We start from the raw sequence: 14,106 nt of genomic DNA, 5'->3' as shown, positions 1-14,106 counted from the left end.
CTCGTCGGCACGCTCGTGCCGGGCCTGGGCTAACGCGGGCGGTCGGCCGCCACGCCCGGGAAATCCGGCAGTTTTCCCGATCTCACCTTCGAGAACCGGGCGCAGGGCGGCCGGGTCCGCGTTGACTCTGCGAACTGCTTGCGGGCATGAACATCCGGGTGTGACAGGGCCCTGGTTCTTCCTCGTCCTAGGCCGACGCGTTGTTGGAACGGTCGGCTGTTCGAGCGCGCATCAGCCGTACGCCGGTCGCGAGCAGCCACACGAGCCAGGCGGCGTAGCCGGGCATTCCCACGAACAGGAACGCCGAGCCGTCCGCGATCGCGAGGTTGGCCGCCCCGGCGGCGAGCAGCAGGGCTCCCCCGGCCACTCCGAGCAGACGCTGCCACCGCGGTGTCAGCCCGCTCGTATGCGCCGCCAGCGCAGCGCCGATGAAGGTGGTGCCGAGCGCCGGCAGTGCCAGCGCGAACGCTGCTGCATGCAGCTGCCAGGCGAGCTCGAACGCCGGGCTCGGCTCAGCGAGCTCGCTGGCGGACAGCACGACTCCGTTCCACAGAACGGCGTAGAGCGCGAAGACGGCCGAGAGAGTCGCGCCCGCGGCGACCGCGAGGCGCGACCAGTCCGCGCCCGCACCCCCGCGGCGCCCGACAAGCCCGTGGAGACCGGTCACGAACCCCAGCAACAGCGGCAGGTTCAGCGCCTCCAAGCCGACCGCGATCGCGACCGCGAACCGGTGCTCTGCGTGGAATGCGAGCACCTCCTTGATCGGGTCCCCGTAGGCGGGCGCTCCGGCCCAGACCACCACCGCGTTCTGGATCGCCACCGACGCTGTCAACGCGATCGCCGTCGCGCCGACGACCCGCTCTCGGAGCGCTCGGGTCGGAGTGGTACCCGTCGTTGTCGCTGCCGCACTCATTCGAGGCTTCTCCGGCTTCCTAAGCTGGTCCACGATGGCTCGTACACCGTACGTCGTACGCTGTACTATGGCCGTACGACGTACGATTGTCAAGCCGTGCGAGGGAGCGAGGAGACCCGTGGCCGCCAGGGAGCAACACCAGGCCGCGTCGGACGCAGGGCTGAGCAAGCAGCGGGTGGTGGTCGAGGCGATCCGGCTCGCCGACCACGAGGGGGTCGACGGGCTGAGTATGCGCCGGCTGGCCGGCGTGCTCGGCGCGGGCGCGATGTCGCTCTACCACTACGTGGCCAGCAAGGAAGAGCTGCTGGACGCCATGATCGATGTCGTGTTCGAGGAGATCGAACTCCCGCCCGAGCAGACCGACTGGCAGTCGGCGATGCGACGGCGGTCGGCATCAGCCCGGCAGGTTCTCGCACGCCACCCGTGGGCGATCGGCCTGATGGAGTCGCGGACATCGCCGGGGCCCGCGAACCTGCGCCACCGCGAAGCGGTCACCGCCTGCCTACGCAGGGCCGGCTTCTCGGTCGTGATGGCGACGCACGCCAACTGGTTGCTCGACAGCTACGTCTACGGGTTCGCCCTGCAGGAAGCCAGTCTGCCGTTCGACACCGCCGACGAGCTCGCGAACATGACCGAGGACGTCTTCCTGCCCCAGCTTTCTCCTGAGGAGTTCCCCTACCTCAACGAGTCGGCCGCGGCGCTCGTCGCTGCCGGCTACGACCCGGCGGAGGAGTTCACCTTCGGCCTCGACCTCGTCCTGGCCGCCCTCGAGCCCCTGAGAGCCTCCGCCTAGCCACGCTCACGGACCGTCGCGCGGCCCTCTGCACGGCAGGTCCTTTCCCCAAGAGCCGCACCGAGAAGGACGGTGCCTCCACCACTCGGCGAGCCTCGGGCGGGGTACCGCCGCCTCGGTTCCCACGACATCCGCGGCAACCTCTGTAAGGCGCAGACCGTCGCGGTGCGCTCCCACCGGGGTCGAAGCCGATCGAGACGGAGAGCCGGTTCGCCAAGGTCGATCGAGCGTCCACGACTCACATCCTCCACGACGCTCGCTCAACTCGGCATTAGTGTGCACGCTGGAGACACCGCCTCTCTGCGGCCCCTGAGCGCCCGGCTTGGTGCGCATATCCGCCGCAACAAACCCACGACACCCCAGGTCACGATCCCGGCATCGCCAAGATCGCAGCGTCCTGAGCCAGGTCGGGGGTCCGGGGGCGGTCGGCTGCCTTCGGTCCGTTCGGCGCTCAGCTGCTGAGCTGGTCCAGGGCGGCACGCAGCCGGACGGCGGCATCGTCGGCGACCGCTTTGAGCTCGGCTCGGCCGGTGACCTGGACCATGGTCTGCGGGTCCAACGCCTGCACGAGGGTGGCGTCGGGTCCGTCGGCGCGGACGACGACGTTGCAGGGCAGCAGCAGCCCGATCTCCCGGTCGAGGCCCAGGGCGCGGTGCGCAAGCGGTGGGTTGCACGCGCCGAGGATCAGGTAGTCCTCCATGGTCACGCCGAGCTTCGCCTCCAGGGTGGCCCGGACGTCGATCTCGGTGAGCACGCCGAAACCCTGATCCTTCAGTGCGGCGCGGACCCGGTCCACGACGGCGACGGAGAACGGCTGCGGAAGGCGGGTGGTGTATGCGTAGGACATGTGCGGGTCTCCCTGGTTCGGCTGATAGAGCACGCGCAGGTGTTCACGGTCACCCAGCAGCGCCAGGCGGCGGTGCAACACGTGGTTGTGCAGCGACTGGCTACGGTGGGCGGTGATCGCCCGCCGCTGGCGGGTGCGGACGACGCTGAGCCGCGCGTCGATCTCGTCCGGCCGCCGTCCGACGAAGGCGGTGCCGAACTGGTCGTTGAGCCGGTCGGCGATGTCATGCGGCAGCGTCCAGGCCAGCACGGTGCGGCCGGTGGCGTGGGCCGCGGTGAGTGCGGCCCGGGTGGCCTGCTGGTGGTCGGGGTGGCCAGTGACCCCGCCGGTGTCGAACACGATCAGGTGGCTGGGGTGTTGTGCGGCGATCAGCCGGCGGACGTGCCCGGCCAGGTGATCCAGCGACTGCCGGTTGAGTTGACCGTCGGGATAGTCGAGCAGTTCCACCGACTCGACGCCGAGTACCGCCGCGGCCGCGCGCAGCTCCGTGTCGCGGATGGTGGCCAGGTTGCCGGCGCGGCCGTGCAGGGTGGACGCCTCACCATGGGTGAAGCAGAGCACCGAGACGGGAATCCCGCAGGCGACGAAACGGTCCAGCACCGCGCCCAGCGCAAACGACTCGTCGTCCGGGTGCGCGACCACGGCGAGGACACCTTCGACGTCTCGAGTCAGATCGGGGCGCTGCTCAGGTCGGCCGATGGCCGGATTTGTCGGGCGGCTTCGCACCTCTCAAGCATACCCCCATGGGTATCAGTGGTCGTGGGTGAACCGGAGGTGAGCCAGACCGCAGAGTGCGGAGGATCCGGCCGGCACCAGAGATGGCGCTGGATGGAACCGGAGCGGGCGCAACGGGTCGACCGGCCACGCGAAGCCCTTGACCGGCAGCATTAAGATCCACTCGAGCACTGTGGAAATCTGTCGCAACAAGGGACACCGAATGAGTGACGAAGAAAATCGTCCGATTTACTCCGCCTCCGAGACAGCCGCAATCGTACTGGATTTCTTGACCTTTCTGACGACCCTGCATCGTGACCCCGACGATCTTGTGATGCCGCCGCCGGGAGGATGGCCCAGCTACACGCCCGAGAACTGTGCCGGCTTCAAGTCTGATTTCACCGTCGAAGTTCTGAGGAACCTTCCGTACCTGGGTAGTCGCACGTCAGATCACGGCGACAGTTCAGGGCACATCCACTACAAGTCGCACCTACTCGACTACAGCACGTTCGACAGCGCCCGATTCGCGGAGCAGGAGTACCTCTGGTCAGGGGATGAAGACTCCGTTCCCGACCACATCTTCGTCTTCGCGGAGGGTTACGAAAGTGGCGGCCGAACCCTTTTCCTCAACCTGCGAGAAGGCACGGTCGTCGAGGAAGAGCTTCGGTGTGACTCTTTCGAGCAGGATCTCAGAGAGTACTTCGAGGACCTGAAGGATAAATACCGGAGGCTGGAGCTCATTCCCTGCCCGGGTCGGGAGATGATAGAGGTCAGAGCGCTTGACGTGGTTCCGGAAGAACAGGGCGTGGAGCTGAGCGAGGAGGAAGTTCTGGCGCAAACCGATCCGTACTGGGGGTACAGCACTCTGGACGTTCAATACGCACGGCAACTGTACCGGGCGTTCGGATGGCCGGACAATTTTCGGAGGGACGAGGCGTTCCGCGAAATCAGGAAACTGATAGAGAAGCGGGAGGCCAAGGGAGGTGAGGGATGACGCGTCCGACGCTCCGGTCCTCGGTCCCGGCACCATCGGTAGTGGGTAGGTAGGTCGGGCTCGCTGGCCTTCCAGCAAACCATGACCGTAGTACGTGACTGCCCACGGAACCTGCAAGATCACATCGGGCTCGTGCCAATTCCGGCACGGGCTCAGGCGATCTGCCGAAGGTCGCCGCCGTAATCGAAGATGATCCGCATCCGGGCGCCCGCGTACCGACTCAGGGTCGCCACCTCGTTGGCCTCCAGATCCCCGTTCTCGATCTGACTGACCCGGCCGGGCGTGACCCCCATCAGCTCGGCCACTTGCCGCTGGGTGAGCCCGAGACGCTTACGTTCCTCAACCAGGTGGAACGCGCTGATCCACGCCTCGGTGCGGGCGCGCTCCACATCGAGCGCATCGTCGTCCCCGTCGTGCAACTCGGCACGGATGTCGTCCCAGTCATGGAAGTCGCTCATCAGCCCTCCCTTGACGGGAGCGTCCGCAACCAGTCGCGGACGTCGCTGGTCGTTCTGATCGCCCAGCGACCGGCGGGGCCATGAGGCATGGTCCAGCTATAGCTCAGCCTATACCTCGGGACAGCATGCGAACCGAGAGGCGCAGGTCGAAGGCTGGATATCGTCGGTTGGTGGGCCGGAGGTACCACCATGCGAACCACACCGCCACGATCGCAGGCGATCCACTGACCCTGAATTTGCCCGGCTCACGGACCCCGGGCCGTGCGCGATGATTCCGACGCCACCCGCCGGCAGCCGGGCCAGTCACCATGGCCTGGACCTCGTCGACCTCTCTGGTCGGCGGACCGGCAGCCCAGATGACGCCAGAAGCTAGAAACGTAGAACATCTAGTTCTACACTCGTGTGCATGGAACGCATCGGTGTCCGGGAGCTGAACCAGAACACGAGCCAGGTTCTGGCTCGGGTAAGTGGCGGCGAGACCGTCGAGATCACCGACCGCGGACACCCGATCGCCCGACTTGTTCCGGTAGGCGACGACAGGTCGATTCTGGCCAAGCTGGTAGCGGCAGGACGAGCCGTCGCCCCCACCGGCGGTGGCTCTGTGCCACTTCCGCCAAAACTCGGTGACGAAGAGGTGGACGTGGCCGCCTCCCTCGCCGCGATGCGTGACGAGGAGCGCTGGTGATCTATCTCGATTCAGCTGCCGTCGTCAAGCTGGTTCGGCAGGAAATGTGCAGTGCCGACCTTGTCTCCTGGCTGAACAAGCACGACGACGTGCCGCTGGTCTCCTCCGCTCTCGTCGAGGTGGAAGTGCCCAGAGCGCTGCGCCGATCAGCTCCGCAAGCGTTGATCGGAGTGCCGGCCGCCGTCGGACGGCTCTTCCGACTGGAGATCGACGGTACGATCCGCGCGACCGCAGCCGCGTTCGCCGAGCCGACGCTCCGCAGCCTCGATGCCATCCACTTGGCCACTGCCCAAGTGCTGACCAACGAGTCCGGCGCAGCACTGACCGCCTTCGTCACCTACGACCGGCGGCTGCTCGAATGCGCGAAAGAAGCAGGACTACCCGTAGCAAGCCCTGGCCAGAACTGACCCACGAATCCACCACCCGGGTGCAAGGTTCCGGCCGCCGCCCGGCAGTGCGGCCACGGCATCGACCATGGCCTGCGCTTCTGCCACCTTGCACCCCTCCGTTTGGGTATCCGTTTCGGGTGGGCCGGAGGTACCACCATGCGAACCACACCCAAACGGTCGCCGGTGACCCGCTACCACTGAACCTGCCCATCTCATGGGGTTGGGTGCAGCCGATGATTCCGGCCCGACCGCGAACCACCAGTGCGGTTCGACCACACGGAGAACATCGCGCCCGTCGCAACCTCGGACAGCATCAGACCGACCAGGCCTGGACGATGTCATCAGGTCCCCAGATGACATCCGCGGCCTCGGCCGGGAGGTCGGCTCCGGAGCGGCTGACGACGACCAGGCCGCTGATCCCGGGCTGAAAACCCGGAATCACCGGGGCGTGGCGTCGCAGTTCGTCGAGATGGTGCCGGTCGAACGGGGCGTCTTGCCACTTGACGGAGCCGGCGAACGCAATGCGGGAGGCGATCGGCGCACGATCAGCTCCGACAAGATCGATCTCCGGGTTGGACTGCCGATTCCACCAGCCGCCGACTTCCCACGTGTCGCTCCAGGGTAGGCCGCCGGCGCCGGCGGCGATGGCGAGCGCATCGCGGATGATCGGCTCGACGGCGTTTCCCCGCCAGGCGGACCATCGACTATCAAGGGTCGCGCGGGCGGCCGCTGTCCGGTCGCGCAGAACCAGTTGATGCACGTCGCGCAAAATGGCCAGGTACAGGCGCAGGTTACTGTCCGCGATCCGATACTGGGCCAGTTTGCTGGGCTTGGTGGACAGCGGCTTGTCCACGGCGAGGATCTGTTTCTCCTCGACGAGCCGGTGGAGCAGCGGGGACAGGGTGCCGGAGCTGACCGGGCCGCCGCGGTCACCAGCGGCAGCGGCGATGTTGCTGAAGGTGCGACTACCTGTCCCACCGACCGCTTCCAGAATGCGCCGGGCAGTGTCCGGGGCGGGAAACTCAGACGCCAAGGACTGTTCGGGGACGGTGAACAACGCTGAAGTCCTGTTGGAGATCTCTTGCCTCAGAAAATCGGCGGGGGGCGTTCCCGGGGACCACTCCAGGGCGACACCGGGCAACCCATTGGTGATCAGTTGCGCATCGATTGCGTCCGCTCCACTCAGTCCGGTCACGGCGGCGGTTTCGGCAAGATTGAACGGGCCGAGGACCATGTTCGTGGCCCTGCCGTAGAACGGCCGGTCGTACTCGGTGAACCGCCGCATCATGTGCAAATCACTGCCGAGCAGTAGTAGTAGCACTGGTTTGCTGGAGATGAGCCGGTCCCAGGCAACCTGCAGATGCCCGTCGAACGTCGCGTCCTGCTCGGAGATCCAGGGCAGTTCGTCGAGGACGACCACGCTTGGCGTGTCGGGCAAGACAGCCGCCAGGACCCGCAGCATGTCTCCCCATCCACCGGCCGTCGGCTGGGACGGCAGAAGGTCACGACCGCCAGGGGTGAGCAGCGACGAGTCGCGCAAGGCGCCGAGGAAGGAGCCGACAGCTTCGATGCTCGACGCGCCCTTGACCGCTGTGTAGAAGCAGTACGGCAGATCGACACGGTCGCACAGTTCCTGCACCAGCCGCGACTTGCCCACCTGCCGCCGTCCGCGGATAGCGACAGAACGACTCTCGCCAGTGCGCGTTACATGATCAAGCTGTTTGGTGAGCAGGTCGAGTTCCATGTATGAACATCGACCCTCCGAAGCTAGATCCAATCTTACTTCGGAGCAGTCTACCTAAACCGGGGAGTCGCTACGGCTATATGTCCCCGCAGACTCAATCGCTACGCCGTCGGCGGCCGGCGCCCTCTACCGCACGGACGAGTTGCTCACGCTCGCCAGGGTCGCCACCAAGCTGAAGTGGAACACCATGGGACAAGCCAGGAGCAGGTCGACAGGATGACTCGGCTCCTTAACAGTCGCTCCGGATCACTGGGCCCGGAGGCTACCTTCCCGATCCCACCTGTCGTCCAGCTGGCGAGAACTTCACACCAGAGGCCAGCGTCGGATTCTCGCTCACTGCTCAACCCCAGTGCTCCTCCTCTTGGCGAAGATCAGTCGGCCGACAGCCGCAACGCTGACCAGCCTGCCGCGACCACAATCCCCGCCCCTGCAACAGCTTCGAGGAACCCGGCCACGCGTCGGGCGCAAGCCATGCCTACCGGCGGAAGCACCGCCAGTCGCACCCACAACACCAAGATCAATCACTCATTGAGAGACCGAGGCTAGCCACAGGGGTGAGGCGGCAACCTCAGTCGCCTGCGGCGTCGCGCAGATGGAGATGGTGGGCCGGAGGTACCACCATGCGAACCACACCGCGACGATTGCCGGCGACCCCCTACGGCTGAGTGCTACCAGGTCACGGACGTGAGGAGGGATCGGGTGACGCTCATCGAAGCCCGTCGGACACGAACACCGGCCGCGCCGTACGCCTTCGTGGCTCCGGGCTCAGCCCTGTGCCGGTCGCGTATGGCGGTACAGTCTGCCCGTTCACCCGCTGCCTAGCCCTCCCCCTCGACTCGGCCAGCTTCGTCAACACACCGAGTGAACGCCCCACGCGCCCGATCCACCTCTCGCTCGCCGTACCCTTGATGTACCATCAAACGTACGTTCAGTCGTACGTTCTGCTCGTGGGGGTCAAGATGAAGGTGCTGACGATCAGCGACGTTCGCAAGAATCTCGCCGCCGTGGTCGATGCGGTAATCGATGATGCCGAGGAGTGCATCATCCCACGCGGCGGCGGCAAGGCCGTCGTCATGGTTTCGCTCGATGAGTGGAACGCTATGAACGAGACGCTGCATGTTCTCGGTTCCGCCTCGAACGCCCGCCGACTGTTGGAGAGCATCGCCCAAGCCGATGCCGGCCTACTCGAGGAGCATCCGCTCGACTCGAGGTCCTACTCTCCGACACCAGGCAAGGAAGCCGCATGAGCTTGCGCATCGCTTTCACGCCCAACGCATGGGAGGACTACGACGGCTGGTTACGCCGGGACGTGAAGATGGCCCGCCGCATCAGCAAACTGATCCTCGACGTTCAACGGGATCCGCACGGGACCGGTCTCGGCAAGCCCGAGCTACTGAAAGGCCCGCTCTCTGGATGGTCGTCCCGCCGCATCAACGACGAGCACCGGCTCATCTACCGCGTCCGTGGCGGCGACCTGGAAATCGCCGCCTGCCACGGCCACTATCTTGACAAGTAGAAGCGGCCCTTCGCGGCATCCCGCCTACACGGATCGGCGGTCCCGGCGTTTCAGCCTTCCGCCCGCGAACGAGAGTGAACAGCATGCGAGCCGCCGCCCTCATCAGGACCCGGCGGTTCGCATCCAACATCAAAGTGGAGCCGAGGGGACTCGAACCCCTAAAGCGCAGGCGCCCGGAAGATCAACGCGAAACGGACCGATCGAGATCCCGGCCTGCACCGCATCCCTCGGCGCCTCTCGGCACTTCCCACTGCTTGCGACAGTCACTTGTACTGAAGCTGTACTAGTTGATCTTGCAAAGCCCCACCCCGACCTCCGCCACGCAAAGATCAAACCTGTTGCCGGCATCGTCGCGTCCTCGTCGACCGGCCCGCCGCGTCTGGCAGCGTCGAGCTTCGGCGTGGCCGGCCGACCGGCTTGGCTGCATGAATGGCTGTACAGCCAAGCCGGCCCTGGCTCCTACGAAAGCACCTTGTGTAGGAGAGCTGCGAGCGCGATGCCGACGGTGATCCCGGCGACCAACCCTGCGGCGGTCCCGACGGCGAGACCGACGCCAGTCGAGACGGCGATGATCACTACCCACCGGAGCGGCAGCGATGTGGGTGTGGACTCGGCGGCTTCGGGCCGCGTGTCCTGAGCGCGACGTCGTAGGCTGGTCATCGTTCGGCATTCCTCATTCCGGTTGACGTGCAGTGGACTGGACGGACAGTCGAGCAACGGCCTCCGGGGCTCCACCCCCGGGGGCCTTCGACTTACATGGCTGTAACTACGCCCTGCTATCGAGCAGCGTAATGCCAGGTGTGACAGGAGCCGCCTCGTGCGGTGGACGAGCTTCGGGACAACCTGTGCACTGCTATCCCCAATCTGTGCATCGACCGGTGGACAAGCTGTGGATGATGCCTGTGAGAGGTTGCTGAACCTTGCGTCGGCCAGGCAGTTCTCAACTCCAACCTTGTGGAGGAAAAAATTCTGCTGTGCGTGTCGAGAAGAGTTCGAGCGGGTGAGGAACAAGTTGTGCAGATCGATCATTGACAGGCTGAAGAACCTCCTTGACAACACACAGTTTGGAAGATCGTTTCCGGCTGCCCCGGTCTGTCCGGAGTGCCTGGTCAGCGGCGGGTAGTGCCCGGTACTCCCCCGCTGGTGACCGTCTACGGCACCGGCTTATGGCCCGTGAATGGCCCGCCTCGGAGGGCGCGGCCGGCCGGCGTCGTACGGCTTCCCGCCCCGGCCTTCGGGCCGGGGCGGTTTGCCGTGGCGCCGGGTTACCGCGCGCCTGGACTACGTACTCCGGTGGCAAGCCGCGAAGCGGCGCGGCAGCGAGCGCCGCAACCCCGACGGCGGCCGGCCACCCTCGCGATCGTCACGGCCTTCCTCCTCCGGGAGGCGCCGAATCTTCCACGCGAGGTCGCGCGCACTGCATGATCCCTTCGTGGATGTGGACGAACTTCTACGGCTGTCCCGATCCGCCGCGTGGTCGGATCGCGCGGACGCTGGTCGCGAGCTGAGCGCGTTCGCCGGGAGTTTGGAGGTCGACGCGGCGTTGGGTCGGCTGTTGCTCGACATCGGCGACACGGCGGTTATCGATGCCACCGCTGAGGCGTTGTTGCGGCGCGGTGATGTGGTGGCGCTACGCCTGTTCGCCGCCGCCTGGGCGTCGGCTGAGGGAGAGACCTCCGATCACCTCTACGGTTGCCTGAGCGGGCACCTCTATGAGCTGTCATGTGCCGCTCCGGAGGACCGGATTCGGTACCGGATGATGTTGCGACAGCTACTCGCTAGCCCCGACGTAGCCGTCAGGGCTGGGGCACAAGGTCTACTGGACCAGGTAGCCCGAGCGTTACCGGACTGATGGGGCGGGTCATCCGGATGAGCAGGCGGATTCGCCCAGGGTCGAGGACTTCGCGCTCGTGACCGTCAGTGCCCGACCGCGCCGGCCGATGCCGGCCGGAGGCCGCCAGCAGGCCGAGCGCGGGCGGGCGCGCCGCGCTTGCGCGGCGCCTTGATCCTAAAGAGAACGTCTCGGCAGTGGACACGTTGGTAGAACTGTCGTGTCCCGGCAGATGCTTTACACCTGCGTCCCAGTTGATGCTTGACAAGATCCCGAGTTGGATCGTTGATCGCATGTTGTTTTGCGGGTACCGGGTGGTCAGGGGAGGGGATTGGCGCTGGTTGGGTTGTCGGTGGTGGAGCGGCGGTGTGGGCCGCCGCCACCTCGCCCCCGACGCCAAGGAGACCGCTTCGGTGTGAAGGAATGATCACAGCTCGGTGAGCTGCCTTCATACGCCGACTGACCTGCCGTGATGGTCCGCTGTCGTCCAGGTCTGTCCGTCGGCGTCCGAGTCAATGGTCACTCGGTTAGTCACCCACGACCTTCACGCCGTTGAGGCTCAACCATGACGTAAAGTCGCCACGCTACTTCGTTGATCGAGCGGAGCCATCGTCGGCCTACTGCACACCCGGCTTGGAGGGTCTAAGTTCCGCACCTACAACCCGATCCAGCATCACACAGAGTTCACTTTGTTCCTCGACGTCGAAGAACATGAGGCAGTAGGCCGAAAGCCGTAGGACATCGTCCCAGTCGTTCCGCTCGCGTAGCAATCGTGGCCAGATGCCGAGTTTTTCCATAATGTACGTCTCGTCATGCCAGGCCCCTGGGTGAGCCCGGGCATAGCTTGCCCAAAGCTCGCTCCGCTTCGTGTGCTCCGCCGGAGGAGCCATGGCGAGCAGGCTGAGCAACAGTCAGACATCGGGGTGATCAAGCGGAGCCTGGTCCATCGGGCAACAGTAGTCGTCAATGGACAATCTCGAAACCGTGCTCACTCCAGTCCGACCACATAGACGGGCCGGGCGTGGGCGCGCTTGATGATCTATCAAGCAAGATCGCATTGATCGGTTTCCGCTGTCTGATTCCGGACATGGTCGGCATCTACTGGACGTGAGGGCGTAGACACGTTTAGTCGATCACGGCTACCGTCAACGCCCATGGGAAGGAAGCGAGGAGAGCGACGTAAGGCCATCAAGGTGCGCGGGGGGCGCATCGCTCGTCGCATAGTCAACATGGCCATCCGGCCCAAGAAAGATCGTTACTATCCGCCTCCTGACGAGGCATGCGAGCTTCCCAATGTCTTCCATATTTATCCGACTGGCGAACCTAATGATCCACACCGCATCGCTGTGCGACAAAAAATCTACAAAGGACAGGTGGTAGATTTCGCCATAAATCAGACAACTCTTGTCGGGAAGAAGTGGAGGGATGTCGCCCGCATCGATTGCTGCCTAGGATTTATCCACCGGCATCAGTTTGATCAAGACGGAAATGATCTTATCGGGCATCAGAAGATCGTGGATATTCCCCTGGTTGACCCGTGGGTTGTAGTGAGCAAGGGGTATCTAGACGCCCTCACAGTGATGCATGATGAGTGGGAAGACAACTACCGGAGGTGGCAAGGTGACGGAGCGTAACAGAGAACGCGAAGCTGCGTTCGAGTTTGCCCGCCGGCTAGGCGATCCTGCCTTCCGGGCAGTCTTGGCTGACCACGGATGCACGCGGGATCAGGATGTTGTGGTCACGCTGGATGAGGTCTCGATGAGCGATGTCTTGGAGCGAGTCTTCATACGCTGCCGTCCACCAGCTCTTGTGGCTATCCGCCGTGAATCGGCAGCGCAGGGCTTCGTCTTCCTGGTTGTAGGCGCTCAGACCGACGGGGCATCCACCGACACCGAAGCGGACAAGATGTCCGAAGAAGTATCGGTAGGCATGGTTTACGACTCAATGTCCGTTGCTCATGGCCGGACCTTCGAGATCGGCGAACACTTCGCCTACAACATTCAACCGCTTGATCCGAGCTTGCAGCTCGCTGAGGCGTCATAGCCACAACTTGCTGGGCATGCCGTGTAAGTCCAGTCACACCCTGTCCATGCTCTGACTGCTACCCATTCCGCCTGCCGTCGACCCGCTGGGCTGCGGTCTGCTCGGCTTGCCCGGGTCGTCGGTGGCGGGATGGTCCTGCGCAACTACCCACGGTCCGCATCGCACCGGAGGGAGCCTCGGCCATCCTGGAGCCTAAGGCCAGCCGGAGGCGGCACTAGACCCTGTCGTCGCCCAGGTCCTCACCGAGCACACCCGCGACTTTCCGCCGGCCTCGGTCAACCTCGTGGACCTCACCACCGGAGAGCCTGTCCGGCGGTCGGTGCCGCTGCTTTTCACCACCACCCACGGCAACCCGTTCACCGATCGGACCTGGTCCCGAGAGTGGGCCGGTTGGCGGGACGCGGCGGGCTGGCCGAAGGAAAACGGCGGCTTCCATGCGCTGCGGCACTTCTTCGCCACCACGCTCATCACGAACCACGCCGAACCGCAGGAGGTGCAACGGCTACTCCGGCACAAGACGCTGCGTATCACGCTGGAGACCTACGTGCACTGGTGGCCGAAGCGGGAGCGTCCCCGAGGCGTGGTCGGCTCGGTTCTCCGCTCGGCGTCAGCCCGGTCGAACCGCGACGCGACGAACCAAGATCAAGGCTAGGTTGTACTGACGTTGTACTCGATGATCTTGCATCAAGCGTTGCGCCTGGTCAGGGCATTGGATGGTGGAGCCGAGGGGACTCGAACCCCTAACCCCTGCCTTGCAAAGGCAGTGCTCTGCCAGTTGAGCTACGGCCCCGGGCGCAGGACGACGCGGCCTCGGCGGCGACGTCCGGCGGAGCTACCGCAGATCCGGAGCGGTGGTGGCCTCGTGCCAGAGGGCACGCTCGTCGTTGGACTCCCTGACCTTCTTGTAGACGAGGGCCGCGACACCCACGACGCCGACAACGAGCAGGATCTTCTTCAACATGGGACGCATCCTTACGCTCGACGAGCCGTCGGACGGTATGAAGTGGGGCTAGATGGAATCGAACCATCGACCTCAGAGTTATCAGCTCTGCGCTCTAACCGACTGAGCTATAGCCCCCCGTTGCGACGAGCAAGGTTACCGTACCCGTCGCGCCGTCCCCAACTCGGGGGCGCCGGGTCGGAATGACACCCGGCCCACCAGGCACGACGCCGACCATA

General features: G+C 65.0%; 16 protein-coding genes and 2 tRNA genes. 10 read left to right on the top strand and 8 right to left on the bottom strand.

Translation table 11 applies throughout. From position 1 onward, the window contains the following. Positions 1 to 187 precede the first annotated feature (187 nt). Positions 188 to 820 carry a DUF4386 family protein gene (locus tag ACN27G_RS31300; RefSeq protein ID WP_421496273.1) on the bottom strand — a complete coding sequence of 211 codons (633 nt, stop codon included), beginning with the start codon at positions 818 to 820 and terminating at the stop codon, positions 188 to 190. Between the two features lie 211 nt (positions 821 to 1,031). On the opposite strand from ACN27G_RS31300, the gene ACN27G_RS31295 reads away from it, so the two are divergent. After that, on the top strand, positions 1,032 to 1,706 hold the full coding sequence (locus ACN27G_RS31295) for a TetR/AcrR family transcriptional regulator (protein WP_421496272.1): 675 nt from the start codon (positions 1,032 to 1,034) through the stop codon (positions 1,704 to 1,706). Positions 1,707 to 2,157: 451 nt separating this feature from the next. Here ACN27G_RS31295 and ACN27G_RS31290 read toward each other — a convergent pair whose 3' ends face one another. Continuing rightward, on the bottom strand, positions 2,158 to 3,195 hold the full coding sequence (locus ACN27G_RS31290) for a PIG-L family deacetylase (RefSeq protein WP_421496271.1): 1,038 nt from the start codon (positions 3,193 to 3,195) through the stop codon (positions 2,158 to 2,160). A 295-nt stretch (positions 3,196 to 3,490) separates the two neighbouring features. Between ACN27G_RS31290 and ACN27G_RS31285 the strand changes: the two genes are divergently transcribed. After that, on the top strand, positions 3,491 to 4,261 hold the full coding sequence (locus ACN27G_RS31285; RefSeq protein WP_421496270.1) for a hypothetical protein: 771 nt from the start codon (positions 3,491 to 3,493) through the stop codon (positions 4,259 to 4,261). 152 nt (positions 4,262 to 4,413) lie between these two features. On the opposite strand, the gene ACN27G_RS31280 is transcribed toward ACN27G_RS31285, so the two are convergent. Then, the gene (locus ACN27G_RS31280; RefSeq protein WP_421496269.1) at positions 4,414 to 4,719 is read right to left on the bottom strand and encodes a helix-turn-helix domain-containing protein; all 306 of its coding nucleotides are present in this window, start codon (positions 4,717 to 4,719) and stop codon (positions 4,414 to 4,416) included. Between the two features lie 406 nt (positions 4,720 to 5,125). Between ACN27G_RS31280 and ACN27G_RS31275 the strand changes: the two genes are divergently transcribed. Beyond that, on the top strand, positions 5,126 to 5,404 hold the full coding sequence (locus ACN27G_RS31275) for a type II toxin-antitoxin system Phd/YefM family antitoxin (RefSeq protein WP_210938980.1): 279 nt from the start codon (positions 5,126 to 5,128) through the stop codon (positions 5,402 to 5,404). Next, on the top strand, positions 5,401 to 5,811 hold the full coding sequence (locus tag ACN27G_RS31270; protein WP_421496268.1) for a type II toxin-antitoxin system VapC family toxin: 411 nt from the start codon (positions 5,401 to 5,403) through the stop codon (positions 5,809 to 5,811). Before ACN27G_RS31275 ends, ACN27G_RS31270 begins: the two co-directional genes overlap by 4 nt. A 295-nt stretch (positions 5,812 to 6,106) precedes the next feature. On the opposite strand, the gene ACN27G_RS31265 is transcribed toward ACN27G_RS31270, so the two are convergent. Then, entirely contained in the window at positions 6,107 to 7,537 is a 1,431-nt protein-coding gene (locus tag ACN27G_RS31265) for an ATP-binding protein (RefSeq protein ID WP_421496267.1), read from the bottom strand. A gap of 947 nt (positions 7,538 to 8,484) precedes the next feature. Between ACN27G_RS31265 and ACN27G_RS31260 the strand changes: the two genes are divergently transcribed. Further along, complete coding sequence (locus ACN27G_RS31260) at positions 8,485 to 8,784, top strand: type II toxin-antitoxin system Phd/YefM family antitoxin (protein WP_421496266.1); 300 nt, start codon at positions 8,485 to 8,487, stop codon at positions 8,782 to 8,784. Then, complete coding sequence (locus ACN27G_RS31255; RefSeq protein WP_421496265.1) at positions 8,781 to 9,053, top strand: Txe/YoeB family addiction module toxin; 273 nt, start codon at positions 8,781 to 8,783, stop codon at positions 9,051 to 9,053. Before ACN27G_RS31260 ends, ACN27G_RS31255 begins: the two co-directional genes overlap by 4 nt. Before the next feature lie 459 nt (positions 9,054 to 9,512). Here the strand turns inward: ACN27G_RS31255 and ACN27G_RS31250 are convergent, their stop codons facing one another. Further along, positions 9,513 to 9,713 carry a hypothetical protein gene (locus tag ACN27G_RS31250; RefSeq protein ID WP_421496264.1) on the bottom strand — a complete coding sequence of 67 codons (201 nt, stop codon included), beginning with the start codon at positions 9,711 to 9,713 and terminating at the stop codon, positions 9,513 to 9,515. Positions 9,714 to 10,485: 772 nt separating this feature from the next. Here ACN27G_RS31250 and ACN27G_RS31245 point away from each other — a divergent pair. The 4 genes from ACN27G_RS31245 (at position 10,486) to ACN27G_RS31230 (ending at position 13,579) form a co-directional block, all read left to right on the top strand. Continuing rightward, the gene (locus tag ACN27G_RS31245; protein WP_421496263.1) at positions 10,486 to 10,905 is read left to right on the top strand and encodes a hypothetical protein; all 420 of its coding nucleotides are present in this window, start codon (positions 10,486 to 10,488) and stop codon (positions 10,903 to 10,905) included. A 1,133-nt stretch (positions 10,906 to 12,038) separates the two neighbouring features. Beyond that, a complete protein-coding gene (locus tag ACN27G_RS31240) occupies positions 12,039 to 12,518 on the top strand; it encodes a DUF7718 family protein (protein WP_421496262.1) in 480 nt (159 codons plus the stop codon). Further along, positions 12,505 to 12,927: a hypothetical protein gene (locus tag ACN27G_RS31235; protein ID WP_421496261.1), complete on the top strand. Its 423-nt coding sequence runs from the start codon at positions 12,505 to 12,507 to the stop codon at positions 12,925 to 12,927. The genes ACN27G_RS31240 and ACN27G_RS31235 overlap by 14 nt, the downstream gene beginning before the upstream one ends. Positions 12,928 to 13,210: 283 nt before the next feature. Further along, positions 13,211 to 13,579, top strand: coding sequence for a tyrosine-type recombinase/integrase (locus tag ACN27G_RS31230; RefSeq protein WP_421496260.1), 369 nt, complete (start codon positions 13,211 to 13,213; stop codon positions 13,577 to 13,579). A 62-nt stretch (positions 13,580 to 13,641) separates the two neighbouring features. On the opposite strand, the gene ACN27G_RS31225 is transcribed toward ACN27G_RS31230, so the two are convergent. From ACN27G_RS31225 to ACN27G_RS31215, 3 genes are all read right to left on the bottom strand, one after another. Beyond that, positions 13,642 to 13,717 (bottom strand) — tRNA-Ala (locus ACN27G_RS31225). A gap of 42 nt (positions 13,718 to 13,759) precedes the next feature. Continuing rightward, on the bottom strand, positions 13,760 to 13,888 hold the full coding sequence (locus tag ACN27G_RS31220; protein ID WP_234359542.1) for a DLW-39 family protein: 129 nt from the start codon (positions 13,886 to 13,888) through the stop codon (positions 13,760 to 13,762). 43 nt (positions 13,889 to 13,931) lie between these two features. Continuing rightward, positions 13,932 to 14,005 (bottom strand) — tRNA-Ile (locus tag ACN27G_RS31215). Positions 14,006 to 14,106 lie beyond the last annotated feature (101 nt).

The sequence above is a fragment of the Plantactinospora sp. WMMB334 genome, from assembly GCF_049179095.1.
In the GTDB taxonomy this organism is placed as follows: domain Bacteria; phylum Actinomycetota; class Actinomycetes; order Mycobacteriales; family Micromonosporaceae; genus Plantactinospora.
Note: the sequence above shows the minus strand (reverse complement) of the source record. Positions and strands in the feature narration are given on the sequence as shown.